27 protein-coding genes and 3 pseudogenes are annotated in these 24,394 nt (G+C 52.5%); 16 read left to right on the top strand and 14 right to left on the bottom strand.

Features of this window, described 5'->3' with window-relative positions:
• Positions 1–26: 26 nt before the first annotated feature.
• Positions 27–1,484 carry a phospholipase D-like domain-containing protein gene (locus ACYJL1_RS17770; RefSeq protein ID WP_460898255.1) on the bottom strand — a complete coding sequence of 486 codons (1,458 nt, stop codon included), beginning with the start codon at positions 1,482–1,484 and terminating at the stop codon, positions 27–29.
• A gap of 698 nt (positions 1,485–2,182) precedes the next feature.
• Here ACYJL1_RS17770 and ACYJL1_RS17775 point away from each other — a divergent pair.
• On the top strand, positions 2,183–3,097 hold the full coding sequence (locus tag ACYJL1_RS17775) for an NAD(P)/FAD-dependent oxidoreductase (protein ID WP_460898256.1): 915 nt from the start codon (positions 2,183–2,185) through the stop codon (positions 3,095–3,097).
• A gap of 80 nt (positions 3,098–3,177) precedes the next feature.
• On the opposite strand, the gene ACYJL1_RS17780 is transcribed toward ACYJL1_RS17775, so the two are convergent.
• A complete protein-coding gene (locus ACYJL1_RS17780) occupies positions 3,178–3,567 on the bottom strand; it encodes a DUF982 domain-containing protein (RefSeq protein ID WP_460898257.1) in 390 nt (129 codons plus the stop codon).
• A gap of 186 nt (positions 3,568–3,753) precedes the next feature.
• Between ACYJL1_RS17780 and ACYJL1_RS17785 the strand changes: the two genes are divergently transcribed.
• The 7 genes and pseudogenes from ACYJL1_RS17785 (at position 3,754) to ligD (ending at position 10,546) form a co-directional block, all read left to right on the top strand.
• The gene (locus ACYJL1_RS17785) at positions 3,754–4,251 is read left to right on the top strand and encodes a YciE/YciF ferroxidase family protein (protein WP_460898258.1); all 498 of its coding nucleotides are present in this window, start codon (positions 3,754–3,756) and stop codon (positions 4,249–4,251) included.
• Positions 4,252–4,721: 470 nt separating this feature from the next.
• Positions 4,722–5,507 (top strand): DUF72 domain-containing protein, encoded by a 786-nt coding sequence (locus ACYJL1_RS17790; RefSeq protein ID WP_460898293.1) that lies wholly within the window; start codon positions 4,722–4,724, stop codon positions 5,505–5,507.
• 193 nt (positions 5,508–5,700) lie between these two features.
• Complete coding sequence (locus tag ACYJL1_RS17795) at positions 5,701–6,024, top strand: PepSY domain-containing protein (RefSeq protein ID WP_460898259.1); 324 nt, start codon at positions 5,701–5,703, stop codon at positions 6,022–6,024.
• Positions 6,025–6,057: 33 nt separating this feature from the next.
• Positions 6,058–6,660 (top strand): general stress protein, encoded by a 603-nt coding sequence (locus tag ACYJL1_RS17800; RefSeq protein WP_460898260.1) that lies wholly within the window; start codon positions 6,058–6,060, stop codon positions 6,658–6,660.
• 475 nt (positions 6,661–7,135) lie between these two features.
• The gene (locus tag ACYJL1_RS17805) at positions 7,136–7,507 is read left to right on the top strand and encodes a cysteine hydrolase family protein (RefSeq protein WP_460898261.1); all 372 of its coding nucleotides are present in this window, start codon (positions 7,136–7,138) and stop codon (positions 7,505–7,507) included.
• Between the two features lie 105 nt (positions 7,508–7,612).
• Complete coding sequence (locus ACYJL1_RS17810) at positions 7,613–7,897, top strand: hypothetical protein (RefSeq protein ID WP_460898262.1); 285 nt, start codon at positions 7,613–7,615, stop codon at positions 7,895–7,897.
• 48 nt (positions 7,898–7,945) lie between these two features.
• Positions 7,946–10,546: pseudogene (gene ligD / locus ACYJL1_RS17815) on the top strand (DNA ligase D).
• A 55-nt stretch (positions 10,547–10,601) separates the two neighbouring features.
• Here ligD and ACYJL1_RS17820 read toward each other — a convergent pair.
• From ACYJL1_RS17820 to ACYJL1_RS17845, 6 genes are all read right to left on the bottom strand, one after another.
• Positions 10,602–10,844: a hypothetical protein gene (locus tag ACYJL1_RS17820; protein WP_460898263.1), complete on the bottom strand. Its 243-nt coding sequence runs from the start codon at positions 10,842–10,844 to the stop codon at positions 10,602–10,604.
• Positions 10,845–10,920: 76 nt separating this feature from the next.
• The gene (locus ACYJL1_RS17825; protein WP_460898264.1) at positions 10,921–11,814 is read right to left on the bottom strand and encodes a hypothetical protein; all 894 of its coding nucleotides are present in this window, start codon (positions 11,812–11,814) and stop codon (positions 10,921–10,923) included.
• A 233-nt stretch (positions 11,815–12,047) separates the two neighbouring features.
• Positions 12,048–14,162 carry a catalase gene (gene katE / locus ACYJL1_RS17830; protein ID WP_460898265.1) on the bottom strand — a complete coding sequence of 705 codons (2,115 nt, stop codon included), beginning with the start codon at positions 14,160–14,162 and terminating at the stop codon, positions 12,048–12,050.
• Positions 14,163–14,201: 39 nt separating this feature from the next.
• Positions 14,202–14,693, bottom strand: coding sequence for a YciE/YciF ferroxidase family protein (locus tag ACYJL1_RS17835; RefSeq protein ID WP_460898266.1), 492 nt, complete (start codon positions 14,691–14,693; stop codon positions 14,202–14,204).
• Complete coding sequence (locus tag ACYJL1_RS17840; RefSeq protein WP_460898267.1) at positions 14,651–15,415, bottom strand: DUF6766 family protein; 765 nt, start codon at positions 15,413–15,415, stop codon at positions 14,651–14,653. The genes ACYJL1_RS17835 and ACYJL1_RS17840 overlap by 43 nt, the downstream gene beginning before the upstream one ends.
• Positions 15,416–15,554: 139 nt before the next feature.
• Positions 15,555–15,953 carry a GFA family protein gene (locus tag ACYJL1_RS17845; RefSeq protein ID WP_460898268.1) on the bottom strand — a complete coding sequence of 133 codons (399 nt, stop codon included), beginning with the start codon at positions 15,951–15,953 and terminating at the stop codon, positions 15,555–15,557.
• A gap of 181 nt (positions 15,954–16,134) precedes the next feature.
• Here ACYJL1_RS17845 and ACYJL1_RS17850 point away from each other — a divergent pair, with 181 nt between their 5' ends.
• Positions 16,135–17,376: a DUF763 domain-containing protein gene (locus ACYJL1_RS17850; RefSeq protein WP_460898269.1), complete on the top strand. Its 1,242-nt coding sequence runs from the start codon at positions 16,135–16,137 to the stop codon at positions 17,374–17,376.
• Between the two features lie 19 nt (positions 17,377–17,395).
• On the opposite strand, the gene ACYJL1_RS17855 is transcribed toward ACYJL1_RS17850, so the two are convergent.
• Together ACYJL1_RS17855 and ACYJL1_RS17860 are read right to left on the bottom strand one after the other, a co-directional pair.
• The gene (locus tag ACYJL1_RS17855; protein WP_460898270.1) at positions 17,396–17,725 is read right to left on the bottom strand and encodes a hypothetical protein; all 330 of its coding nucleotides are present in this window, start codon (positions 17,723–17,725) and stop codon (positions 17,396–17,398) included.
• Positions 17,726–18,026: 301 nt separating this feature from the next.
• Positions 18,027–18,344: a hypothetical protein gene (locus ACYJL1_RS17860; protein WP_460898271.1), complete on the bottom strand. Its 318-nt coding sequence runs from the start codon at positions 18,342–18,344 to the stop codon at positions 18,027–18,029.
• Between the two features lie 84 nt (positions 18,345–18,428).
• Between ACYJL1_RS17860 and ACYJL1_RS17865 the strand changes: the two genes are divergently transcribed.
• The 3 genes and pseudogenes from ACYJL1_RS17865 to ACYJL1_RS17875 all read left to right on the top strand — a co-directional run bounded on the left by ACYJL1_RS17865 (position 18,429) and on the right by ACYJL1_RS17875 (position 20,145).
• Positions 18,429–18,932 carry a low affinity iron permease family protein gene (locus ACYJL1_RS17865; protein WP_460898272.1) on the top strand — a complete coding sequence of 168 codons (504 nt, stop codon included), beginning with the start codon at positions 18,429–18,431 and terminating at the stop codon, positions 18,930–18,932.
• A gap of 69 nt (positions 18,933–19,001) precedes the next feature.
• Positions 19,002–19,151 (top strand): annotated as a pseudogene (locus tag ACYJL1_RS17870) (isochorismatase family protein); the annotation flags it as partial.
• Positions 19,152–19,651: 500 nt separating this feature from the next.
• Positions 19,652–20,145: pseudogene (locus ACYJL1_RS17875) on the top strand (DnaT-like ssDNA-binding protein).
• Between the two features lie 3 nt (positions 20,146–20,148).
• On the opposite strand, the gene ACYJL1_RS17880 reads toward ACYJL1_RS17875, so the two are convergent.
• Positions 20,149–20,505: a hypothetical protein gene (locus ACYJL1_RS17880; RefSeq protein ID WP_460898273.1), complete on the bottom strand. Its 357-nt coding sequence runs from the start codon at positions 20,503–20,505 to the stop codon at positions 20,149–20,151.
• A gap of 40 nt (positions 20,506–20,545) precedes the next feature.
• Between ACYJL1_RS17880 and ACYJL1_RS17885 the strand changes: the two genes are divergently transcribed.
• A complete protein-coding gene (locus ACYJL1_RS17885) occupies positions 20,546–20,767 on the top strand; it encodes a hypothetical protein (protein ID WP_460898274.1) in 222 nt (73 codons plus the stop codon).
• A 141-nt stretch (positions 20,768–20,908) separates the two neighbouring features.
• Here ACYJL1_RS17885 and ACYJL1_RS17890 read toward each other — a convergent pair whose 3' ends face one another.
• Positions 20,909–21,121, bottom strand: coding sequence for a hypothetical protein (locus ACYJL1_RS17890; protein ID WP_460898275.1), 213 nt, complete (start codon positions 21,119–21,121; stop codon positions 20,909–20,911).
• A 259-nt stretch (positions 21,122–21,380) separates the two neighbouring features.
• On the opposite strand from ACYJL1_RS17890, the gene ACYJL1_RS17895 reads away from it, so the two are divergent.
• A complete protein-coding gene (locus tag ACYJL1_RS17895; RefSeq protein ID WP_460898276.1) occupies positions 21,381–21,860 on the top strand; it encodes a hypothetical protein in 480 nt (159 codons plus the stop codon).
• Positions 21,861–21,897: 37 nt separating this feature from the next.
• Complete coding sequence (gene lysC / locus ACYJL1_RS17900) at positions 21,898–22,041, top strand: Rz1-like lysis system protein LysC (RefSeq protein WP_460898277.1); 144 nt, start codon at positions 21,898–21,900, stop codon at positions 22,039–22,041.
• Between the two features lie 14 nt (positions 22,042–22,055).
• On the opposite strand, the gene ACYJL1_RS17905 is transcribed toward lysC, so the two are convergent.
• Entirely contained in the window at positions 22,056–23,141 is a 1,086-nt protein-coding gene (locus tag ACYJL1_RS17905; protein ID WP_460898278.1) for an extracellular catalytic domain type 1 short-chain-length polyhydroxyalkanoate depolymerase, read from the bottom strand.
• A gap of 148 nt (positions 23,142–23,289) precedes the next feature.
• Here ACYJL1_RS17905 and ACYJL1_RS17910 point away from each other — a divergent pair, with 148 nt between their 5' ends.
• Positions 23,290–23,478 (top strand): hypothetical protein, encoded by a 189-nt coding sequence (locus ACYJL1_RS17910; protein WP_460898279.1) that lies wholly within the window; start codon positions 23,290–23,292, stop codon positions 23,476–23,478.
• A gap of 58 nt (positions 23,479–23,536) precedes the next feature.
• On the opposite strand, the gene ACYJL1_RS17915 is transcribed toward ACYJL1_RS17910, so the two are convergent.
• Positions 23,537–23,863, bottom strand: coding sequence for a hypothetical protein (locus ACYJL1_RS17915; RefSeq protein WP_460898280.1), 327 nt, complete (start codon positions 23,861–23,863; stop codon positions 23,537–23,539).
• Positions 23,864–24,394 lie beyond the last annotated feature (531 nt).

Raw genomic sequence — 24,394 nt, forward strand, 5'->3', positions numbered from 1 at the left:
ACCAACTGGACGGGATACTATTGTGGTTAGGGAGCTTGTCGGCCAAACCGCGTTCTTAGCCAAGTCCTGGTGGCGTATTTCAATCCTGCTGGCCGTTCCGGGTCTGCGCTGGACGATTCAGCAAATAATTCCTCGTCCAGCGTGAGCTCTCTCAAAGGTATTGGCTCCAGCCGACGGGCATTGGTGTTCAGGTCGTCAATCGTGTTGATCAGCGAGCCTTCCGAACGAACAAGCGCGGAAGATACTGCCTCGACAGTCTGTCCCAAATGTTCTGCAAGCAAGGCATTACGCCGTGCCAAAATGGCCTTGCGCGTGTTAACCTCATCCTCTTGCGCTTCGATAATGATATCGCATTCGGTATCAAAGCCCATTGAACGGTTGTTAAGATTGGCCGATCCAATTTTCAAAATCATGTCATCTGCGACCATGATTTTGGCATGAACGTAGATTGGCGTTCCGGCTTCATTGACCGGATAAAAGATGCGAAATCTGCCGTATGCATCCGCGTCCTGGATCAGCTTCATTATCCGAACTCGCGCTGAGTCCATAAATTTGGATTCAAGCCATCCTCCGGCGCCAAGCGGACTGATCATCACTATTTCCGGTCCATCCTTTTCGCAGAGCCGCTGCGCCAGAGCCTCAGCTATCCTTCGTGAGGCAAAATACTGGCTCTCGATGTAAAGTGAATGCTTGGCCGACAAAATGATGGCAAGCGTTACCGTTTCGATCTCTACGATCTGTCCTCGGGTTCCAAAGGCCGGTGCTGTCCTTGCGATTCCCACACTCACGCCGGTGAAGTCTACACCAATATTGCCCGGCCAGAGATCGGTTTCGGACGTAACCGGTTGCACTCTCTCTCCGGTTGCCGCCAGCCACCTATCCTTGGCCAATTCCGCAAGGGAACGGGCCGCTGGACCGGTAAGGCAGGTGGTTGCATCGTGCCAGGGACGCATTTTCCTTCCCCATGGCGAATGTCTTGCTGGATCGTTTTCCAGATGGCATGGAGTGTCCCACCTGCCAACCGTCATATCGATACCTCCGCAAAACGCGACACTGTCATCGATCACAAGGATTTTCATGTGGTGGGCAGAAAGTTTCGGATGCGCGCCGTCAAGCTTCAAATTGACTCGCTTTCCGAAGATCCACTTCAAAAAGTAAAAAGGCGTCTCTCCCCTCAATAGGGAGGTGAACAATCCGACGTCCCATTTCAAAATCCTAACCTCGAGATCGGGCTCGCGGTCTGACAACCATTCAATGAATTGCCCGATTTTGTTTGGACCATCCGCGCGGGGCAGTTGCGGCTCCATTTCGATGCGGGTATCGAAATCCCACCCGATCAAAATGATCGAATGTTTCGCCTTTAACATGGTTTGTTTGGCGGCGCGAAAAAAGTCCGAAGCGTCGACAATCACAGAAAGGCGATCAGCTCGCTGTAGTTTCCAGCAAGTCTCACCTTCGATCATTCGGCTTTTCATGAGGGACATCTTCTTATCGTTTACGCAGGATCGACTTCTACGGCGATGAACGCCGAAACGAAAGAACAAAGTTCCAAATCCAGCGGAACGACGGCGGAGCGCGCGGGTCAAACGTGTCGGCAGGCAGCGCGTACCGGCCCATCGGATCTCTTAATTGTAAATCTCTTCTCATGGGGACCTTCATAGGTAATCCAACAGGTGACCTGGTTGGCGCTCACAGATCGCCCTGCAACATTGGCGTATGAAAGCCGACTAAGGGAGATTTGCGAATTGTTCCAATTACGCGCATGGTTTTCTGAGAGTGTGCTGGAGGTCATATCACTCGACAGCGCACATGTCTCATCGCCAAATTTTGTTGGTTGTGGCTGGACCTGTTGAATGGTGTACTGGTGCGTGTCTAGTGGAACGAAATCCATGCGTGTTTTGGACAACCTGAATTGTACTATCGTTGCGAAGAGAGTTAGAGTTTACGACCCGGCTTTTGGCATCCCCCACCAACACCTAACAAGCGACCTTCTAAGGTGGCATCCTGCCTTCGAAGCTCAAATGGTTTTATGCTGTCTATAATAATAGTTAAGTGAGAGTTTTCCACATACACATTACTGTATATTGAATGTTGCATTTCGTCTTAATCGCTTGCTCGGGAACTATCGCGCCCCGTCGTTGTTCCCAAACGCCCGCTGCGTTGATCGGGAATGGAATATGATATGAATTTCGCGAAAAGAGACTGCATTATTGTCGGAGGTGGACCGGCCGGGTTGACGGCTGCGATTTATCTGGCGCGCTATCACCTGTCGGTGACGATTTTTGACGATGGAACCAGCAGGGCGGCCAGTATTCCAGTTTCCCATAATCACGCTGGCTTCCCCGGCGGCATTAACGGCGCGGAGCTGCTCGCCCGGATGCGCGCTCAAGCCTCGATGTATGGCGCCGAGATTCTGCATCAACGCGTGACGGCATTGCGCAAAGCAAAAGAGAAATTCGTTGTTTCCTTCGGCGACGGTTCCTTGTCTGCCCGAACCGTTCTCATCGCTACAGGCGTCATCAACCGTATGCCGTCCATGCCGAAGGACAAGCATGATGAAGCACTAAGGCATGGGCTCATCCGCTATTGTCCGGTTTGCGATGGTTACGAGGTCACGGACAAGCGCGTGGCGATTATTGGCCACGGCTCGCAAGCATTCAACGAAGCCATATTTCTCAGAAGTTATAGCCGAGACATCACATTGCTGTCTCCTTCAAATGAGCATCACCTTACATCTGGTGAAGAAGCGCGGCTGCAGGATCTGGGGATTGCGGTTGAGCGAGGACCGATCGAAATTGAGGTTGAGCAAGACACAGTTGTGATCGGCACCCGCTCCGGTTTTCATCGGTTTGACTCCATCTACCCCGCGATGGGGTCGGATATCAGATCGGAGCTCGTCTTAGGGGTCAGTGCGACATTGTCGGAAGAACGTTGCATCTGCGTCGACAGTCGCCAGCGCACGAATGTACGGGGTCTGTATGCCGCCGGAGACGTTGTAATGGGCCTGGATCAGATCAGCCACGCGATGGGGCAGGCCGGTGTTGCGGCGACTACAATCAGGAATGATCTTTGCGAGATATCGGTGCTGCTACGCTAGACCAAACACAGTTTCTCACCAGACAGCCATCTTCTGGTGCCTTAGACGGTCGCCGATCCGAAACACCTCCGGACTGGGGCTTACGATGCCAATTTTCTATTTTGTTCATCATGAGTTTCGCCCGTGGGCGATGCGTCCTTTGGCGGACTGTAAAGCATCTTTGCTTGCAGTTCTCCGCTGTTCATTGGTGGCGCACTAACGGCTTCTACCAAAGTATCCATCGCTTTTTTGATTTTCGTCCGTCCAACGTGAATACCAGCCTCTTTAGCTGCAGCCACGAATGCGGCGCGGGCTTTTTGTCTGGGGACTTTTTTCTCGATCGCGTCCAGACAGGTCTGTCTGGCATGGTCTAGCGTAGGGCTTTGATAAGCCGGCCAGCTCATTAGAAGAAACTGGGTAGCTTCTTCGAGCGAGTAAAAGATGCGGATTTCGGATCGGGTTTCGGACAAGATCTTTACTGGACGGAACATTGCAATTTCCTTGCTGGATAGCAGGGTGAAACAAGTGCAGGTCTGGTTAGGTTCCTTTTATTCATTCAATTTCCCACGGCTATCAACCAGGCTCTAAAACACCAAACGGGATTGGGGGAACCTTCGAAGACGTTTGTTGTTGTTCTAGCACCGCGACCCGTGGTCACAACTGAAAGGACGAAAACAATGGCAACTCCAAAAACCTTGGAAACACTTTTTCACGAGACACTCAAAGACATCTATTATGCCGAGCGTAAAATATTGAAGGCCCTGCCGAAGATGGCGAAAAGCGCTACCTCTCCGGAGCTAAAAGCAGCGTTCGAGAAGCATAAGGAAGAAACGGAAGTTCAGGTCGAACGGCTGCAGCAGGTGTTCGAGGGGATCGGCAAACCTGCCCGCGGCAAGACCTGCGAGGCAATCGAGGGCATCATCGCTGAGGGTGAAGAAATCATGGAAGATTTCAAGGGCCAGCCAGCACTTGATGCTGGTCTTGCTTCAGCTGCACAAGCCGTAGAACATTATGAAATTGCCCGTTATGGCACCCTGGCGCGTTGGGCCAAAGAACTTGGATACACCGAAGCCCACGAACTGCTGGTGGCAACGCTCAACGAAGAGGAAGCGACTGACGAGGCATTGTCAGCCTTGGCCGAAGCTTCACTTAATCCTAACGCGCTAGCGTCTTAAACTGACGGCCGGATACCCGCCGGTTGTCTGGCCAACCTTGCGGGATGTGTAAATGCCGAAATACCGCTTTGAGTTTTGAAAGCCATGCAGAACAGTAATCTGGTTCTTAATCCAGGCGTTCGATGTCATTGAGGCTACGCAGCCCGATCGATCGCTTCAAGATGGGGGTACGAACGAGTAACGGCACAAGCCCTCGATTGCATCCCTATCTCCACATTCGTGGCTCGCGCGATCCAAGACACACATCTCGTATCGGGACATACTTAGCGGACAACTGGCCCCCGGAACTCGAATAAATCTCATGAAACGACTGATGCAAAAGACATTACAACGCCGCCGCCCCTCGTATGCCTCTGTAAAGGATAGCTAGCGTGTTGGAGCGTACAGCGGAAGAAATCACAGCGCGACGTGCCCGGCGTGCCGAGCGCCGACAAAAACAGCGAGACGCGAATGTTGATCGTGCCAGTAAAATGCATCAGGAGCGCGTGGCCAATCCGCAAACCGTCGAAATCGTGACGGGTGATCTGTCTGGACGCATCCATATCGGTTGTTCTGGATGGTATTATTGGCATTGGAAGGGGAATTTTTATCCTGCGGATATACCCACGAGCCGCTGGTTCTCGATTTATCAGGACCGGTTCAAGACGGTCGAACTCAACGCTCCATTTTACTCTTGGCCGACAATCGTAGCGGTCAAAACCTGGATTCGCCAAGCGGACCCAAGCTTCCTTTATACAATTAAAGTCTGCGAGCTGATCACCCATATCAAGCGGTTCGAGGAGACGAAAATTCTGATCAAAGATTTCGGCTACATCGCCGACCTCCTCGGCCCACAAATGGGATGTTTTCTATTTCAGTTGCCGCCAAGCGTGCGGTATAGCCCCGAAATGTTGCGATCGATTTTATCACAAATGGACATTCGCCGTAGGAACGTCGTCGAATTTCGTCACAAGAGTTGGTGGAACGAGGACGTTTTCAGCGCGTTTAAAGTCGCCGGGGTGACGTTCTGCTCGTGCAGCGGTCCTCGGCTGCCGGATGAACTCGTGCAGACAGCAGATGACCTCTACATCCGGTTTCACGGAGTCAAACAGTGGTATCGCCACGATTATAGCGATGCCGAACTCATGATATGGGCTCAGCGCATAAAGCAATCCAGCGCCAAAACGGTATGGATCTATTTCAACAACGATCGTGATGGCCGTTCTATCAAAAATGCCCAGCGCATGTCGGAATTGATGGGCGGCGGTATCGGCTGATTTACCCGTCGCTGTGGTTGCGACTGGATAATGCTAGCAGCCAGCAGCGACATGACGTTAGCCTCCCGATTGGCGGGAACGCCCAGAGCCACGTCGGTTTCCATGGCCAACTCGTCAAGTGTGGAACCTATCAACTAACGAATAGTTACCTTTTCAGCTGATCCACGGAGGTCAGAAACCATTGGAGGTAACGATGAACCGTTTCGTGATAGCACTTGGTGCTCTTTCTTTCCTTTCAACAGCACACGCGCAGGACACCGGCACAAAACCGGCCGCAGATCCGGAGACACCAGCAGTTGCTACACCTGATACAGTAAATCCGTCCGCTCCCGTGCCCGGAGAGAACAGTTTCACTGAGGCGCAGGCAAAGGAGCGCATTGAAAGCAAAGGGTATTCCGAGGTTAGCGGTCTCACCAAAGGTGAAGACGGAGTCTGGAGCGCTACGGCCACCAAGGATGGGAAATCATCGAACGTAAAGCTCGACTATCAAGGAAACATCACAGAGGTCGCGAAATAATCGCGACGCAGAAAATCAAAAGGGAGATTTGATGTGCAGACGGTAACAGGACTTTACGATAACCACAGCGACGCGAAAGCGGCAGTAAATGCGTTGGAGGACGCTGGCATCTCGTCGTCCGATATCACTATCGTCGGCCGCGATGGAGAGGACCGCGACAGCAATGCCGGGGAGGGTGCTGCGGCCGGCGCCGGTGTAGGCGCAGTTGTTGGAGGAACAGGCGGACTTCTGGCTGGATTGGGAATGCTGGCGATCCCTGGCGTTGGCCCCGTTGTTGCTGCCGGCTGGCTGGCGGCAACAGCAGCTGGCGCAGTAGCGGGGGCAGCAGCAGGCGGTGCCGCTGGAGGCATTATCGGCTCCCTCACGACCTCCGGTGTCGATGAGGACGATGCGCATGTGTACGCAGAAGGCGTTCGCCGTGGCAGCACGCTCGTCTCTGCGCGCGTGGAAGATGAGCACGCCGATGCGGCAAGAGCTATTCTCAGTGACGAAAGCGCCGTCGACCTGGAAGCGCGGCGGTCAATGTATCGTGAAGAAGGCTGGGACCGTTTCGATGAAAACGCGCCTGAATACACGGATGACGATGTTCTCAAGGAACGTGATCGCCTTCGCCAGACACGCGACCTGATGCCTTAACTTGACTGCCCCATTCCGGCATACCGGGATGGGGCGCATCCAGGACCAGTACCCGTGTTGAGCAAGAAACCAAAACAGCATCTCAAACTAAGGTGATGCAAAAGGTAGTTTCGCAAAAGGTAAAACCAAATCCGATGATGACGGTGTCGCAAGCGCCAATCCGCGAGTGCTTTCGGAGAAAAAAGATGGCCACGTTACACTGATCAAGCCCAAAACCATGTCGAGGCAATCTTATGGGAGCAGGTTTAAGATACGGCCCGATAGGCAGGTCAGCTGTTCACCTCTGCGTGGACATGCAGGGAATTTTTACAGGCAGCAGTCCATGGGCGATGCCTTGGTTTGAGACCGTTCTTCCCAAAATTTGCAAGCTCGTGGAACGACAACCCGAGCGCACCGTATTTACGAGGTTTGTGCCCCCGGCCGCGTCAGAAGGCGCGGGTGGGCGTGGATGCGTTACTACAGAAAATGGAGCAACATGACCCTTGATCAGCTTACTCTTGATCAAGTCGACCTTGTTTCAGAATTGAGGACTTATGTTCCTCCAGCCCGGATCTTGGACAAAAACATCTACTCACCTTGGCCTTTCACGGAGCTTCATAAAATACTTTTGTCGGCTAATGTAAATACACTGTTGGTCTCCGGAGGAGAGACGGATGTTTGTGTTCTGGCGACGGTGTTGGGTGCAGTTGATCTTGGTTACCGGGTGATTGTAGTAAGCGATGCTGTGTGCAGTTCCTCAGACCAAGCGCACGATGCAATGCAGAGCTTTTATTCCGGACGCTTGTCACTCCAGGTCGAAACTGCAGAAACTCCGCAAGTTCTGGGCGGATGGTCGTCGAAAGATTGATCTGCCCGCAACTCCTATTGCTCGTTCGCGCAGCTTTTCGCCTTTTCAACTTCGTCACGAAACCAATAACCTGTGAAGACGTTTGCGTTGAAAGGGAGATGCAGAATGTCAGATTCGAGTACAACTACAATCCGGGCCATTTTTGAAACACGCGATGCCGCAGAGATGGCTGTTGAACACCTCGTCCAACAACACGGCGTAGAACGGCCCAACGTTTTTATTCAATCAGCTACCAGCGACAACACGGCCGGTACCGCACCGTCAGCACAGGACAATGAAGCGAAACTGGGAGGGGAGATCGAGATTTCCGTTGAAATTGCCGCCAATCAGGTCTCCGTTGTTCAACATAGTCTAGGCGACGCAGGAGCTATCCGGGTTTCAGGCAAATAGGGGATTATCAGAGCAAAAAAATCGTTCGCAATTGAGAGATCGGAACCCATGGCTGAGAAACTGGCGACATATCGTTCCAAACGTGATTTCCAAAAACCAGGGAACCAAGCGGAGAAACCGATCTTGCTCCATCCCCACGTCTGCGGTTCGTAATCCAAAAGCACGATGCCACCCGCCTGCACTATGATCTTCGGCTGGAGCTTGATGGAGTCTTCAAATCCTGGGCCGTGACGAGGGGGCCGTCGCTGGATCCCCATGATAAGCGTCTGGCCGTCGAGGTCGAGGATCATCCGCTGGATTACGGCGACTTCGAGGGCACGATTCCGAAAGGGCAATACGGCGGCGGCACTGTGATGTTGTGGGATCGGGGGTACTGGGAGCCAGAAGGAAAAAACGCCGGAAGAAGCGCTTGCCAAAGGCGACTTCAAGTTCACGCTGGAAGGTGAGCGGCTCCGTGGAAGCTTTGTTCTCGTGCGCATGCGGCACGACCGGAACGGGGGCAAACGAACAAACTGGTTGCTCATCAAGCATGAGGACGCTTCTTCCGTCGATGCAAACGGAGCGGCTATCCTTCAGGAGTTTGACATTTCCGTAGCATCCGGCAGAACGATGAATGCTATCGCTTCCGGCAAGGGAAAGAAACCGACACCGTTTATGTCACAACAGCCTGTCGGGGCCGACGCTGTTTGGGATAACCTACACGGAGTTGCTTCTGATGAGCGCAAAAAAGGAACCCCTGTCAACGATAAGACTACAAACCCTGTAGCGCCTCAATTCATCACTCCCCAGCTTTGCGAAACAGTTACTCGACCGCCATCCGGCGATGAATGGATTCATGAAATCAAGTTCGATGGATATCGTATCCAGATGTCAGTCGAGAATGGCCATTCCGTTCTGAAGACCAGGAAAGGCTTGGATTGGACCGCGAAGTATCCCGCTATCGCCCGATCTGCATCGAAACTGCCAAATGCGATCATCGACGGAGAAATCTGCGCGCTCGATGATAATGGTGCGCCCGACTTCGCGGCTTTGCAGGCTGCATTATCGGAAGGAAAGTCCGATTCTCTGGTTTATTTCGCCTTCGATCTGCTATTCGTCGGGAAAGAGGATTTAAGAAAACGACCACTGACATTGCGCAAAGAGCGGCTTGCCGCGCTCCTTAACGACGCGGGAGACGATCCGCGCCTTCGGTTCGTCGAACATTTTGAAACGGGTGGCGATGTCGTCCTTCGATCTGCTTGCCGGCTGTCTTTGGAAGGCATCGTGTCCAAACGGAAAACCGCACCGTATAGATCAGGTCGCACCGAAGACTGGGTAAAATCCAAATGCCGCGCCGGCCATGAGGTGGTGATTGGTGCTTACGCAAAACAAACGGTAAGTTTCGCTCCCTCTTGGTAGGCGTCAATCGGGGTGACCACTTCGTTTATGTTGGCCGGGTCGGAACTGGATATGGTGCCAAAACCGTTTCAACGCTGCTCCCTAAGTTGAAAGAAAAAGAAGCAAACCAATCGCCCTTTACAGGGATAGGTGCGCCGAAGAAAACATCTGATATAGTTTGGTTAAAGCCGGAACTCGTCGCTGAAATCGAGTTCGCCGGATGGACGACAGATGGCCAGGTGCGTCAGGCTGCCTTTAAGGGCCTGCGGGAAGATAAACCAGCAGGCGAGGTGCAGGCGGAAACGCCCGCATCGCCCAGAGTTGAAGTTGCCGATCCGGAGCCTGCCACTCGCCAACCTCGTCGCAAAGGCGAAAAGGTGCCCGTAGTGGGAGTTTTGATATCGAGCCCCGACAAGGAACTTTGGCCCGATGCGAATGACGGTAAACCAGTCACCAAGCTTGACCTTGCACGATACCACGAGGCTGTTGGATCATGGCTTATCAACCATATCAAGGGACGCCCATGCTCCATCATCCGGACGCCGGACGGCATCGGGGGAGAACAGTTTTTTCAGCGTCACGCCATGCCAGGAACATCAAATCTAATCGAGCTGATCAATCTGCCCGGTGTCAAGAAGCCATATCTGCAGATCGACCGGATAGAAGGTCTTGCTGCGGTTGCCCAGATTGGCGGCATAGAAATCCACCCTTGGAACTGCGAGCCTGGTTATCCTCTGGTGCCAAGACGTTTGGTATTCGATCTTGACCCTGCACCCGATGTTCCATTTTCTGTGGTTGTTGCTGCGGCACGGGAAGTGCAGGACCTCTGGATGAGCTCGGACTTGTGAGTTTCTGCAAGACCACGGGCGGCAAGGGTCTGCACGTGGTGACGCCGCTTCTTGTCGAAAATCGCAAAAAACTGTCCTGGTCTGAGGGAAAGAAATTCGCACACGACGTTTGCGAGCTGATGGCGCGTGACCATCCGGATCTTCATCTTATCAACATGACGAAAAGCCTGCGGCACGGTCGAATTCGCATGGCGACTGAAGTGGCACCATTGTCGCCGTGCGCACGGCAGGGGCTTCGGTATCAATGCCACTGTCGTGGGCGCAGGTGAAATCTGATCTTGATTCTAAGCGGTTCACAATGCGAACTATGCCCACACTTATTTCGAAAAGCATAGCGTGGCAAGACTACCGCGATGGCCAGCGACCGCTGCAACGGACAATAGAGCGCCTGGCCAAATCAAGAAAAACGGAGAGTCCCACATAGGTTTCTCCTACGACGACGCGGTCCATCCCGGATGAACAGAATTTAACGGCCCACTTTATGAAGTGCTACGCGGCGACGGAGCTGCAGCGCGAATCTTTTTGAGTTGCTCCAGCTTATGGCGATTGTGAGAAACCCTCGCTGCCGAAAAGTCGGAACTTTTCGAGATCATGTCCAGCATCTCGTCGCATTCCTCAACAGAGACCACTCCTCGCAAAGTTAGGAGATCCAGCAACTGGATCAACGTCCCTTCCACTGCTAGAGAGCGTTGGCGGGCTTCGTTTTGATCGCTTTGGTCCATTATAACCATCCTAAAGTAACCGCAGTGATTGGCAAAACTCCTGCCACGACGGGAGCTTCAATGGGCGTTTTTGAATTTATGTGGTCAGATAACGGTCTTCATCCTCATCCCGCTGGCGACCGCCGATTGCGGCAGCAACACTGGAGATGAAGGCTCCGATCAGAAGCGACAATGCGGTCGTGAATACCGTTGTTGCTCCAACCTTCCGGGCTGTCTCCGCTGTTTCGAGCGCTGACTTTTTGGCCTCTTCAATACGAGCCAGAACGCCATCAACGCGTGCCTTGGCATCTGCCTCGCTCAAGCCGGTGCGTGAGGCAACCAGCTGGTCGAGATAGGCGCGATCATCGGCAGGCATTTCACCTGTAGTCGCTGCGTTCAAGAGAATGCGCGATACTTCCGATGCAGCCTGACCTGCCTGTTCCGCATTGGCAGCGGCCGGGCTGCCGGGGCGTAGCAGGTTGTCGACAAAGTAGTTTGCCGAGTCACTGTTTGCGGCAGCATCTGCTGCTGTTGAAGCTGCGCTGGCGGCACCCGAGGCAACGCTGGAAGCGGCTTGAACACCGGCGCCAATCGTCGAAGAGATCGCAGAACCGAGAACGGCAACGAGAAACAATGTTGCAATTGCCCATGAGATGAACCCATGTGCCGTATCACGGAAATAGACTTCATTCGTGTGAACGCCGGACCATTTGGTGCGCAGCCTGCCGGTCAGGTAACCACCGAAAGCAGCTGATACCCATTGCACGATGATCAGCCCGACGGCTGTAGACACCGCAAACGTTGCGGCGGATGCGCCTTCAGACGCAAATGGTGAGACCATTGTCAGCCCGAACCCCGAACCGAACAGCGTAAGCAAAAGCGTGATTGCAGTCGCAGCGACGGAGCCCGCAATGATTGGCCCCCAACTTACTGCGGACGAGCTGGATTCCGTGGTCGGATCAGCGCCCACGTTCAAATCTGTGAGGGACATGATGTTCTCCTATCGCATGAACAGAAAGAGGAGAATGATGATTGGAATCGGAATTCCGAGTAACCATAGAAGAATACCGCGGCCCATGGGAAACCTCCTGTAATGACCTATTCTGTCAGGTCACGAATGTTTAAGCTCAACAGAGCTGATATTTTAATGCACTGATGATGGATTAGTTCCACCTGGAATCATTTTCAAAGACGGAGCGCACAGCGCTCCGTAAGATTGTTTTGCTAATGCATTTTCACATTTGGTTCGCGTGACCAGATGCGCAACTTTCCAAGCTGCATGATAAACTTCGCGATATCGTCCGGTCCGTTCAGCTGTATGACGCCTTCATCGAGTTCACCGGAAACTCCGGCCTTGTCGAGCAATTTAACTGCTGACGCGTTGTAGCCGATAAACTTGCAATGGGCGAAAGCATCGGCCACGAAATCACGGGCAGTCGATTCCTTGACCAATTCTCCGACGCCTTGCTCTGAGGGCAGCAGAGCCACAGCATCATATAGAACTGACGGGCCGCCATCTATCATTTGATCTGCTTCTACAAACGTTCCATCAGACGCCGTGGCTCCGCTGACCGTCGGCGTGATGACCTCGAAAACAGCTTTCTGGGCTATTACTGCCTTTTGCAAACCTTTCAGTAGCGTCATATCAAATCCGTCGGTCAGCAGAATTCCGAGCTTTCTACCCTCAAATCTTTGGGGCCCGTTCTTGACAATGCTGAGCGCAGGAGAAGGGTCAAGATCCTGACGTGTGGGAATGGCCGCTTCGGCGGCGACAGGCATAGTTTTCAGACCCAGGCCCTTGGCGACCCTTGATGCCAGTGTCTCATCTATGTTCAAAAGATGCGAAACCATCCGTTCACGGATCACCGGAGTTTTTACCTTGCTGAGTTCAAAGGTCAAAGCGGCGATTATGTGCTTTTGTTCAGGTAAGGTTTGCGAGATGAAGAACTGACGGGCTTGGCTGTAGTGATCTGCAAAGGATTCAGCACGCAGCCTTACTTTTTGGCCGGACTCCGCGTCAGCAAATGAGCGGAATCCTCTATCAGGGGACTCTCTCGGGCCTTCAACCCATGAATTTGGCTGATAGTTTACCCGCCCGACGGGATTGCGCATTGCCATATGCCCATCCTGCTGGAAGTGAGCAAAAGGACATTTTGGGGCGTTGATGGGAATGTGCGTGAAATTGGGCCCGCCGAGCCTTTTGAGCTGGGTATCCAGATATGAGAAATTACGCCCCTGGAGCAACGGGTCGTTTGAGAAATCGATGCCGGGCGGGACGTTCTGGGTCATGAAGGCGACCTGTTCGGTTTCTGCAAAGAAGTTGTCGGGCATTCGGTCCAAAACGAGACGGCCAACAGGGATAGGACGCAGAATCTCTTCCGGGATAATCTTGGTCGGATCCAGAATATCGAATTCGAAATTATCAGCAAATTCCTGATCGAATAACTGGACTTGCAATTCCCATTCGGGAAATGCTTGCGACTGGATCGCATCCCAGAGGTCACGGCGATGGAAATCAGGATCCGCACCATTGATTTTAACGGCCTCATTCCACGCCACGGATTGGAGTCCGAGCTTCGGCTTCCAATGGAATTTGACGAACGTTGACTCGTCCCTCGCATTAACCAATCGGAAGGTATGGACGCCGAAGCCTTCCATAAACCGAAACGAACGGGGTATTGCCCGATCGGACATCGTCCACATAATCATATGCATGCTTTCGGGGGTCAGGCTGATAAAATCCCAGAAGTTATCATGTGCTGACTGGGCTTGCGGAAAAGCGCGGTCCGGCTCTTCCTTTACCGCGTGAACCATATCCGGAAACTTTATAGCGTCCTGAATAAAGAACACCGGGATGTTGTTCCCGACCAGATCCCAGTTGCCTTCCAGCGTATAGATTTTGACGGCAAAACCTCTGACATCTCGTGCCAGATCAAAGGAACCCTTGCTGCCAGCCACCGTCGAGAATCTGACGAAAGCGGGGGTGCGTTCGCCCGCCCTTTGAAACAGGTCAGCCCGCGTATACTGGGCCAAGGATTCGTAGGTTTCAAAAAATCCGTGAGCACCGTAGCCACGTGCATGAACCACGCGCTCGGGAATGCGCTCATGATCGAAATGAAAAATCTTTTCACGAAAGTGGAAGTCCTCAAGCACAGTTGGTCCCCGTGCTCCTATCTTCAGCGAGTTTTGATCATCCGCTACCGGGCCACCTTGCGCCGTCGTGAGTATTGGAGTGTCGGTCGATGCCAGCTGATGCAGTTCTCCACCCGAACCGCGATGGAGTTTTTGATCATGGATCGTTGCGTTATCTGCCGGCGAACTTTTCGAAGATTTGGGCATTGTAGTCCCTCTATGGTCTAGTGCGGGAATTCGTGGTGATCAGCGCTTGGTCTTGGAACCGCCCAAGGCATCGGCAAGTGCGTCAAGATCGGCGTCGGTCTGTATTTCTTCCTGTAGAGTGGCATCCAACAATTTGGCAGCATCTGAGTTACCAAGAGACGTCGCCAGCTTTTTCAAAGCTTTATATTTTGCGATCTCATAATGCTCGACCGCCTGCGCACCGGCGGCTAACCCAAGATCGAGAGCCGGGCTGTTTTTATAATCGGCAATGATTAGTTCGCCTTCTTCAATTATCGCATCTATGCCTGCGCAGGTCTTTGCCACCACGGGCTGACCCAATGTTGCAAAAACTTTTTCGAGGCGACCGACATGCCCTTCAGTCTCCTTTCGGTGTTTATCAAATGCAGCTGTCAACTTGTCCGAAGTTGCAGCCGCCGACATCTTAGGCAGGGCTTGCAGAACTTTACGCTCGGCATAAAGGATTTCCTTCAAGCCATCATTGTAGAGGTCTTCGACTGATTTGTTTTGCATGATGCTGGTTCCTTTGCAGTCTTAACCTTGGTTGGAGAGACTGGTTCCCTCGCACGAGGAAAATATGTTCTCCTAAGCTCCGGTCTCACTGTCTCGTGCGGACACAGCTTAGACTCCGGCGAGCCCTTGAAACGCAGGAAGATGGACAGAACAACCAGCATGGCGGTTGAAAAGAACTCCGACTGCCAGTTCTGGAAAGACTCAAACCAGAACTGGGAACTCGCAAAATGTTCAATCACACTGCGCGTGGCTTCGTGGTGTATGGTGGCTTGGGAGTTGTAGGACGCAGAACTGGCTATTAGATGCCCGACGAAGGAGGTTAAAAATAATATGGCCAAGGCCAGGCCCAGAGAATAGCGATATATCCATCGGCCCATCGCAGAACGTCTGAGCCAAACAGGATACGACTTGGCCGTCAACTTGTCCTCGGCTGTTGAGGCTTCATCTGGATCACGCGACTCCGCAGATCCTTTTTGGAACAGCAAGGCAGTCAGCATGACGTAGAATGAAATTTGCAGCCATTCGCTTTCCCAGTTTTCGAAGAGAGCCGATAGGAAAGACTCATCCATGGTATAGCCTAGCAGAGTTAGGGGTGGCAGACCATGGCTGATGAGCTCAGCATTCTCTTGGTACCAGCCTGAGATCCACATTCCGAGCAAACTACCCAGAAAGGCGAGGGTCAACACAATCGTCAAACCATTGTTATTCAGCAATTTTTTCATTTTTTAGAACCTCCCGGTGGGCGTTAGATCGGACGCCTCACACTCAACACCCCTGCAAGGATGCGGTCCCGCCGATACGGCTTCGTTTTTATAAAACGAGGTGGCGCGGCTGCGCTCCAGCGCCATCCCGGGATTGAAATTACCAATCCTCTGTCCCTGCTTGGTTCGGAAGCTGCCTGCCACATGTAACCCACGGTAGACGAGATTGAGAATTATAATTGTAAGCGGGAATTGCGATTTCCGGTTGGTCCAGTGTCCCAGTGTATATACCAACCTCATCCGATCCATCGTAATTCAGGGAGATCGGCGTTCCGCAATCACCACAAAAACTTCTGATCGCCAAGGGTGACGAACGCCGTTGTTTTGGCAGGGCTGACATCCATCTGAGCTTGTCCGATTTAACCCAACTTAAAACCGCAAATGCGCTACCTGTGGCGCGTCGGCACATGTCACAGTGGCAAAGATGAGTTCGCTCGATTTCAGCTAAATGAAATCTGACGGTGCCACATAAACAACCGCCGCTGATTTGCTTTGGCATGATATGTCCTCCGGGACAGAAAACCCATCAGCCAATCTAATGTTCCGATACAACCAGAATTCGGGTCAGTTTTTGTAATCCATGCAAATGCCATGGAAGTTGTGTTTCACTACCACTGTCACCACATTCCATCTTAGAGCGTCTTGCGCACCACGGATTCGAACAGGGGTTATAGCAATCAATGGCAAGACGAGCTGGCAGTGCGGATTTACCGCTGCACGGAGGACGGGTTCCCCGCTGGCTGGGCGATCGGATGACGAAGCTCGGAGCACTTATGTGCGAAGCGATCATTCACCATTACGGCCGGGATGAACTCTTGCGCCGACTGTCTCACCCATTCTGGTTTCAGTCTTTTGGTGCAGTGATGGGCATGGACTGGCACTCCTCAGGTATCACAACCAGTGTGATCGGCGCGTTGAAACGTGGCCTTACCCCAATGTCGAATGAATTGGGAATTCATGTTTGCGGCGGGCGCGGCTCTCACTCGCGAAAAACGCCTTCGGAGCTGAATGCGATTGGAGAGCGTGTAGGAATTGACGGAAGAGCTCTCGGACAAGCCAGCAGACTGGTCGCAAAAGTAGACAGTGCCGCTGTGCAGGATGGCTTTGATCTTTATCTCCACGGTTTCATTGTTGCCGATGATGGAAAGTGGGTCGTTGTCCAGCTGGGAATGAATGGGGATAGTCGACAGGCAAGACGTTATCATTGGCTATCTGAGGGACTGACCAGCTTTGTCGATGCTCCTCATGCCGCAATCGAAGGTCAGCAGGTCGGAAATATTATCAACCTTGCTGATCGTCGCGCAGCGGACTCGCGGGTACAGCAAATCGAGGTTTTGAAGACATTGAATCCTGGCCGGATTGTCGAGGAGGTGGCAACTCTCGAGGGGACGCCTGCAGTCAAGCCGACCCTTTCAGACCAAATGCTCCTGCCGCATCTTGTCATGCCGGAGCACCATGATGTTCGGGAGAGTGACATCATCATGCGTCGCCTTTACGGCAATATCGCTGCGGCAGTCGAGGCGGCTCCGGCTGATTTCGAGAATCTGCTTCTCGTTCCCGGAGTCGGACCTCGTACGGTCAAGGCGCTTGCAATGGTTGCCGAGGTTATGCACGGCGCACCTTGCCGTTTTTCCGATCCTGCGCGATTCTCGCTTGCCCATGGCGGTAAGGATCGCCATCCGTTTCCCGTGCCCCTCAAGGTTTACGATGAAACTATCAACGTTCTGAAATCCGCTGTCAAAAATGGCAAGCTGGGGCAGCGCGAAGAGCTGGATGCACTTGCGCGGCTGGACAACCAGTCCAGGCAGTTGGAACGGTATGTGACCGGACCTGATTTGAAGGAAATTGTTGCCGGGGAATTCGAGCAATCAACACAGTGGGGCGGCCGCAGTGTTTTCGGTTGGGAGAAACCGCAAGACTGATCGTTATTCTTGAATCCAGCTATTTTGACGGTGAGAGCGTGATAAGCCCGACGGCAATGATTGCCAGCAATATCCCGGCGAGCTGAGCTGCCGACAGTTTTTCACCGAAATAGAATATGGCGATTGCATTAACGGCTGCGAGTTGCAGGAGCGCCGATAGAGTAAATGCCGACGCCATGCCAAAGTCACGTACCAGCCGCAGCATGATCAGGTTGCCAATGGTGTATAAAATCAGCGTAAGCACCATCTTCAGAAGTGTGGGCGATATCGCCCAGTGTTTTGCTCCGATGGCAGCAAGCAAGAATACTAATGTTGACGCTGCAAGTTGCAGCACGCCCGAAATCGCCATTTTATTTTATCCTGAAAGGCTTCACCTAAGGAAACCTGATAGCACCGCTTCGCAGCATGCGCTAACCGGGATTTGTACCCTCCGATTGATCCAGCGCATGAGGTGAGGGTTGTTGCGCCCCGGACCTTTGTCGGATGTTCTCGGGATGAGAAACGCCGCCTTTATTGGTCATCCCGCATGCTGAAGGGCATCTGACTCCCTAACTCCCATGCCAGCGGCAAATAGCGACGGCTTTAAAATTGTCGCTGGAGTACTGCTGCCAGTAGACAAAGATAAATTTCGAAGGCTGCACGACCTATTCTTAACACAAGAGGCCGTCCGATCTTCCCGTTGCCCTGCTTCTTCTCTTTTGTTCATTGATACGGCGCTTGGCGGTGCGAATGTCTTTTTCTTGTTTCCGCTCCAGCGCCCTTTCGCGGTTGACCGCCAGCGTGCTGAGAACACCCGGATCTGTAATTCCCCGGTCACTGAAGTTCATGATGGTGGTGGCCAATCGGCTGCTATGTTCGTGGTTATGGGGATGACGGTTCAAAGCGTGGGAAGCCAGGCGGTGAGCTTCGATCAATATCTGCGAGTGAGCGCTGCCGTATCCAAGTTCCTGAAACGTTGAGATAGACACCGATTTCTCCTCTGAATTCAATTTTTTGACTCGACAACCTCAACTTCTTCGCGGGAGCGAGGCGGCGAGCCTGCAGTCAGTGAAGTGTCAACGCCTCTGACAGCAAGACACTCAACAACCTTACTCAAAGAAAGTTCCCTTTCGCGTGCGCAAATCAGAAAACTGACCGCGTTTAACAACTTGAATGAACCGAGCTGGACGTGTCGTCATGTCCCTGAACAAGAGTTTTACCAAGGTAGCGAACAACGTTGCCATAGCGGCCGGTCATCCGTCACATTCATGATATGCGTCGCGTCTGTGCTCGGCTGGGCAATTACAGGTCCGATATTTGGATTTTCCGAAACCTGCCAGTTGATCGTCAACACTGGAACGACCATTGTGACCTTCCTCACCGTCTTCTTTATCCGAAACACCCAGAACCGTGACGGCGCAGCGATACAAGCAAAGCTTGATGAAGTCATTCGCGCAAGCGAGGCGAAAAATAACTTCATCGGGATTGAGCGCTTGACTGAGAACGAGGTCGAGGAATTTCGCAAAAGATGTGAGAAGACGGCGGAGGAAGCTGCCGAGGAGAAGCAGGCGACTTAACCTTCTATCGTTCGCCGGTATAAGGTGCAGCAGTCCGAGGCGCTCTGGTTGTTCGGGAAGTTGATCAATGTTCCGCCTGCCAACCTTATCGACAAACATGTTTATTCGCCAGATTTCCAAAGCCTGTTGAAGAGCGCTCACGTCGATACGCTCATCATGTCTGGCGGGGACACGGATGTATGCGTTCTCGCAACTGTTCTTGGTGCGGTTGAAGTGGGTTCTCAGCGCAATCCGAAGAATCCGAGGATAGCGACGACTATAACAACCGCGCCAACAAGCCAGATCAAATTATTCATTGGAAACTCCTATTTATGCGAACTACTTGATAGGAGAATGCGCCAAGTCCTGGTTCGTTCCCGTAGCGACGACCACGGTCCTTGAATGAGCAACTCACTTGGAACAAGGCCGCCCACCGCAATGGCGGAACTCTCCGCTTGGAACACTAATCGATAAAAAATCGGAACAAAAGACTGCTTCCATGCTAGTGTTCGTGTCGATTTGGAGGTGACCCGTTGGCTCCTATGAACATAGAAGACGGATGGGTCGATCGCCGAACAGGCATGTTGGAGTACAAGTGTTCGGACGGCGACTCTTTTTAGAACGAAAGGCGCTCGCGTGAACGCCGTGACAAGCTGCTCTACTCTTCCCACTTGAGGGTGTCTTTCCCGCAGTGATTTCCGCGAAACTTCTTTCATAACCGTTATCCGGACAACTTTCGGATCGACTCGCCCCGTAACATTGCTGCTCTACAGGCCTATTGGGTAGCGCACAGCTATGTCATTCCCGATGGAACGACCGATGCGCAGATCGTAGCTGCAACGTTGCGCGGCTCTCTCGTCATCGATCGTTACGAACCCAAGTTTTCAGGAACTCGAACCGGTGGATACAACCAAGATCGTGCATGGCCGCTCACCGGTGCTGTGACCTATTACGGACAGAAAATCCCGTCCGATGCTGTATCCCAGTCCATTATCAATGCTTCTTACGAGGCTTCATTTCTGGAATTGATCAATCCTGGCAGCCCCTTTCGCCAGTCGTCACAGGCAATTCCATTACGAAGAAGGAAAAGGTCGGGGAGTTCGAAGTCGAGTATGCTATATCGAGCAGCACTTCACCGGCTGACATGGTTGCAGCAGCTACGCCTGTAGTGATCATTGACGGATTGCTTGGGCAGTTCTTCTGCCAGATTACGCCGTGGGCTCTGGTAGTCTGATTGTTAACCCCGACGATTATTAATCAGTTCGATAACTAACGGCTTTGTTATCTCTCCGTTTATCATAGGGTTTGAGAGCAGATGAATAGTTTCTTGTGTCCATTCGGTTGTTTCGTCAAATACAACGTCCTCGCGAACTTCAAGGGCATCAGCCCAGTTTGCAACGTCTTGCGCGTTCAGTTCATCATTAAGAAAGCGCCTTAGCACTGAAATGACGTGATCCTCGAAAATCACATATGGCTCGCCGTTATAGTCCCAATCGAACCGGGATAAATGTTCAAGAGATGTTGCAATAGGCTGACTGAAGCGAATTAATCGCTCGACAATAGCCAATCGCATTTCATTTGGTTCTTGCGCCATAGGCATCCAGTTGCTGTGTCAAAGCATAGATAGCATAAAAATGGCAAAGTTCGATTACGCCCGCGCTCAGTCAACAGCTTTGCGTCTGCTGGATAAGTTCGGCGCTGCCGGCTCTATCGTGCGTGACATGCCGGGTAATGCCCCGATCTACGATCCGGGCGAGCCAGTGCCCGCGCCGTATCCATGCGTTGCGGCCGTACTCGCTATTGAACTAAAAAATGTTGACGGCACTCTCGTCAAGTCAACGGACAAGACAGCCTAGGCCGCTGCAAAGGGTCTCGCTATCGAGCCAATCACGACTGACCGGCTCATGTTCAACGGCAAGAGTTACACCATCATCAAGGTTGCGCCACTACAACCGGCAGCGACTATCGTTTACCACAAGCTGTTCGTGAGGGCGTGACTAGATAAACTTTCCAAGTCCACGAATTGCACGGCGCAAAACAATCGCAAACAGACAGATTAATCTTGCAGTAAAATATAGACCGAACAGCATGAGGGTGTTGTTGTAAACATCCGTTCCTTCAGTAAAATAGCTCCATGTGACCCCTGCACACATGACAACGGCCAAGGCCACCAAGCCCCAATATAACTGCGCAGCAAACAGATTGAGCATTGTATACTTCATTGCGTTGAGTACTCGTCCATACGTGACAGGATTGCACCAATCCCCAAGGTGATACTTCCAAAGCCAATTCCGGCGGTTCCGAATAGTTGATGAAGAACAGATTCAGCGAACACAATGCACCAGATGCCAACTGATAACTGAACTGCGCCTAGAGCATAAACTACCGTTTTTGTAATCTTTTTGAACAATCGAAATTCTCCATCTGCTTCACAGCGGCGAACGTAACACGAGCTGATAGGGTTTCAACATGCTCAAGCGCCTTTCAGCCCGCGAGAAGATTGAGCAGCTTATTGCCGACTTCGAACCGCTCCTGCGCAATGCCTTCATGGAAAGCGTTGCCGACATTAAGTTGAACATCCAGATCAGGCGGATAGTGGAAAGGCTGGAGCGGAATGACATAGAGGGGGCTATTGAAGCGCTGTATCTTTATCCGACAGCCTTCCGGCCATTGGGCAGGGCCGTTGCTCAGGCGTTCGAAGGTGGTGGCGTTGCTGCTGTTTCGGACATGCCGACGCTAAGAGAGCCAAACGGTGCGAAGTTATTACCCGCTTCGATATGCGCAACTATCGTGCCGAGGCGGTCTTTTGGGAACGCAGCAGCAATCTTATCGGCGGCATTGTTGAAGACATCAAAGTTGCCGCCCGTACCACTATGGAAGCAGGGCTTGTTGAGGGGCGGGGACCTCGGTCAATCGCTTTGGACCTTGCAGGCCGCATCAATCGCGTAACCGGCTCGCGTGAGGGCGGTATCCACGGGCCGTTCTGATGGTTCCATGCCCGAAACCATACCGTCCCGTAAAAACGGCCAGTGATCTGGTCAAGCGGCTCACCGCTACAGAAAGCGCTTTGAGGACTTGTTCCGCGCAAGTCGATGGCATCAGAAGCTGGCGAAGCTCCACGGCCCCTTAAGGTGCGGTCGCGCCTCATCTCAATAAACCAGCCGATTTGAGAGCGTTTTCGATCGTTTTCTTAATCGTATTGCCGCTCTGTTCGTCTGCAGGTGCTGAGTATACGTCGGCTGTCGGATTTAAAACCGAGGCGGTCTCTGTGGATTTCCCGATTAGTCCCCAAGATTGAGCAATATGCCAGGTAGATGAAGTCCCTACGTCGAGCATGAATGGCCGCGCTGACCCGACAGCGTTTTCACCGCTACTTTTTATGGGAGTGCCATGAGCCATACCGTTGATAGCGTAAGCCTCCAAAACTGTTTGACCGTCCGCATTTTGCCATTTTCGAACCTGATGTCCGTCAAGAGTGCTTTTTGAGGCAGATCGGTCTAATTCGTGCAGAATTCCCCACTGGCCAATAATTGCTTCCATATTAATCGGGTCTACGGTGGTGTCTGCCGTTCCGTGCCAGACTGATACCTTCGGCCAAGGGCCTTTGTGGTTTGAAGCCCGACGAACGTGTGCTGCAAGTGCAGCCCCATCTTCAAGTCCATGACCTCGCATTCTGTCAAATGCTTGGGGAATGGTGGATGCAGTGCCGTGTGCAATCCCCGCTATGATCGCTCCTGAATTGAATAACTCGGGATAAGTCGCCAGCAACGACGCGGTCATGGCTCCCCCTGCAGAAAGCCCCGTCACATAGACGCGCGTTCGATCAATCCGGTCGTTTTTCAGCAGGGTCTCGACCATTTGTGAAATTGAACAAACTTCACCTTCGCCGCGCGTCGTGTCACTGGTCGAAAACCAGTTGAAGCAGAGATTGGGATTATTCGTTCTTTGTTGCTCTGGGAGAAGCACGCCGAATCCGTAGCGCTCGGCAAGAAGTGACCAGCCCGAACCAACATCATATTCGTCGGCCGACTGCGTGCATCCGTGAAGAACCACAACGAGCGGAGCGTCGGGCGGCAGTTTGTCTGAGAGGTAAGTCCAACCTCGCAATTGTCCGGGATTGGAACCAAAATCAGCGAGGGGAGAAAATCGCCCTCGGTTGTTTCCGCTTCCGTTGGACAGGACGCTCTGCTGTTTATTCAACCGCCTGATTGTGTCAGAAATTGTTCTCATTGCGCGCACCTCGTTGTGAGAAATTCACATCAACTATACAGCAATGCTGCAAGTGCGAAAACGTTGCTGCGGCGCACAATAATTGTGAAATTGGCGTCATTAAGAAATGGATGAACAACCCGTTGCCGCGCAACGAGCATGAGCGAGTTTGGCATCCTACGATGCCCAGCTGGCAGGGGATCGCAAGGCGAGGATTGCTGCCAACCTGAACCTGCAGCGTCAACTTGATGAGGTGAAGCAAACCCAATCGGGGTTCTTCGGTCGGCGTGATCTCAAAATGCAGGTGCTAGACAGGCTGGAGCGGTTTGAGAGAGGCCCGCGAGCCATGACGCAATAGTTCCCCAAGCAAACATTATCCGGAATTGTCAAATAGATCGTGCCGCAATCCTTGCAGTCTAGGTTGTGGTCAAGTCTTTCCATTCCAGTGTTTTCCAGTCGTAATACAGAGCTTCATCGCTCGAAATCATATTATCGTTGTCAGCGGTCCGTCCTCGTGCGCGTACACTATCGACCAGGCTCATTTCGCGGTTCATTGCCAGCGAACTGAGAATGCTGGCAGAATGCACTCCTCCGTCGAAGAACCTCATAACCGAGCGCGCCAACCGATTGGGCTTAACTTGAGGAATGTGGCCGATATGTTGATACGCCAGCTTGTATGCTTCATCCAAGACAGCCCAGTCGTCAGATGAATATTTGTTGGCGTGAATGTCTCGGCTGGGCATTGTGGTTTCCTCGCAATATGACGAAGAGCACAGATGATCTCTCAAGCATCGAACGCCGAAATGTTGTCTCGATGCTGTGTTGACTCTACTCCTTTGTCTGAAAGAGTCCATCCTGCTCGATAACAAGGAACTAACAGCGCTGCGGTGGGTTGTATGCCAAACCCAAAGGCGACGTTGTGAATGAAAACAATCCAAAGAAAAAGCGCGACAGCGTGACAAACCTCCGCAATCAGATGCTTGAGGCAAGCTTCAAGGACGCGATGCGTTCTGCGCAAACCCCAGTGGCAACGGATAGAACTTTCAGCGATTTGTTAAAGCGTCTGGATGAGGCCGAGAAGAATCAACGCTAAATCGCCCGTATCCGCGCGATGCCGTTCTTATCTGGTGAGTTCGAACCATCAGCTCCATCTCCTTGGCCCAGCCAAGCGTCTTTAGGCGCCAAGGCAGCCCACCAGCATGCGCGTGTAGCGCGGCAGCTACTTTCCTCTTCTGCTCTGCTCCGGTGTTATCCATTCGCCGTCAAAGGCTTTT

Source organism: Phyllobacterium sp. K27 (genome assembly GCF_054796155.1).

What these genes read in the sequence shown, in the direction of transcription:
- ACYJL1_RS17915 (WP_460898280.1), bottom strand. Translation starts at nt 23,863, where the DNA reads ATGCCCAGCCGAGACATTCACGCCAACAAATATTCATCTGACGACTGG.
- ACYJL1_RS17820 (WP_460898263.1), bottom strand. Translation starts at nt 10,844, where the DNA reads ATGGACCAAAGCGATCAAAACGAAGCCCGCCAACGCTCTCTAGCAGTG.
- katE (WP_460898265.1), bottom strand. Translation starts at nt 14,162, where the DNA reads ATGCCCAAATCTTCGAAAAGTTCGCCGGCAGATAACGCAACGATCCAT.
- ACYJL1_RS17895 (WP_460898276.1), top strand. Translation starts at nt 21,381, where the DNA reads ATGCTCAAGCGCCTTTCAGCCCGCGAGAAGATTGAGCAGCTTATTGCC.
- ACYJL1_RS17780 (WP_460898257.1), bottom strand. Translation starts at nt 3,567, where the DNA reads ATGTTCCGTCCAGTAAAGATCTTGTCCGAAACCCGATCCGAAATCCGC.
- ACYJL1_RS17890 (WP_460898275.1), bottom strand. Translation starts at nt 21,121, where the DNA reads ATGCTCAATCTGTTTGCTGCGCAGTTATATTGGGGCTTGGTGGCCTTG.
- ACYJL1_RS17905 (WP_460898278.1), bottom strand. Translation starts at nt 23,141, where the DNA reads ATGAGAACAATTTCTGACACAATCAGGCGGTTGAATAAACAGCAGAGC.
- ACYJL1_RS17885 (WP_460898274.1), top strand. Translation starts at nt 20,546, where the DNA reads ATGGCAAAGTTCGATTACGCCCGCGCTCAGTCAACAGCTTTGCGTCTG.
- ACYJL1_RS17775 (WP_460898256.1), top strand. Translation starts at nt 2,183, where the DNA reads ATGAATTTCGCGAAAAGAGACTGCATTATTGTCGGAGGTGGACCGGCC.
- ACYJL1_RS17825 (WP_460898264.1), bottom strand. Translation starts at nt 11,814, where the DNA reads ATGTCCCTCACAGATTTGAACGTGGGCGCTGATCCGACCACGGAATCC.
- ACYJL1_RS17880 (WP_460898273.1), bottom strand. Translation starts at nt 20,505, where the DNA reads ATGGCGCAAGAACCAAATGAAATGCGATTGGCTATTGTCGAGCGATTA.
- ACYJL1_RS17810 (WP_460898262.1), top strand. Translation starts at nt 7,613, where the DNA reads ATGTCAGATTCGAGTACAACTACAATCCGGGCCATTTTTGAAACACGC.
- ACYJL1_RS17805 (WP_460898261.1), top strand. Translation starts at nt 7,136, where the DNA reads ATGACCCTTGATCAGCTTACTCTTGATCAAGTCGACCTTGTTTCAGAA.
- ACYJL1_RS17845 (WP_460898268.1), bottom strand. Translation starts at nt 15,953, where the DNA reads ATGCCAAAGCAAATCAGCGGCGGTTGTTTATGTGGCACCGTCAGATTT.
- ACYJL1_RS17840 (WP_460898267.1), bottom strand. Translation starts at nt 15,415, where the DNA reads ATGAAAAAATTGCTGAATAACAATGGTTTGACGATTGTGTTGACCCTC.
- ACYJL1_RS17770 (WP_460898255.1), bottom strand. Translation starts at nt 1,484, where the DNA reads ATGTCCCTCATGAAAAGCCGAATGATCGAAGGTGAGACTTGCTGGAAA.
- ACYJL1_RS17790 (WP_460898293.1), top strand. Translation starts at nt 4,722, where the DNA reads ATGCATCAGGAGCGCGTGGCCAATCCGCAAACCGTCGAAATCGTGACG.
- ACYJL1_RS17785 (WP_460898258.1), top strand. Translation starts at nt 3,754, where the DNA reads ATGGCAACTCCAAAAACCTTGGAAACACTTTTTCACGAGACACTCAAA.
- ACYJL1_RS17850 (WP_460898269.1), top strand. Translation starts at nt 16,135, where the DNA reads ATGGCAAGACGAGCTGGCAGTGCGGATTTACCGCTGCACGGAGGACGG.
- ACYJL1_RS17835 (WP_460898266.1), bottom strand. Translation starts at nt 14,693, where the DNA reads ATGCAAAACAAATCAGTCGAAGACCTCTACAATGATGGCTTGAAGGAA.
- ACYJL1_RS17795 (WP_460898259.1), top strand. Translation starts at nt 5,701, where the DNA reads ATGAACCGTTTCGTGATAGCACTTGGTGCTCTTTCTTTCCTTTCAACA.
- lysC (WP_460898277.1), top strand. Translation starts at nt 21,898, where the DNA reads ATGGTTCCATGCCCGAAACCATACCGTCCCGTAAAAACGGCCAGTGAT.
- ACYJL1_RS17855 (WP_460898270.1), bottom strand. Translation starts at nt 17,725, where the DNA reads ATGGCGATTTCGGGCGTGCTGCAACTTGCAGCGTCAACATTAGTATTC.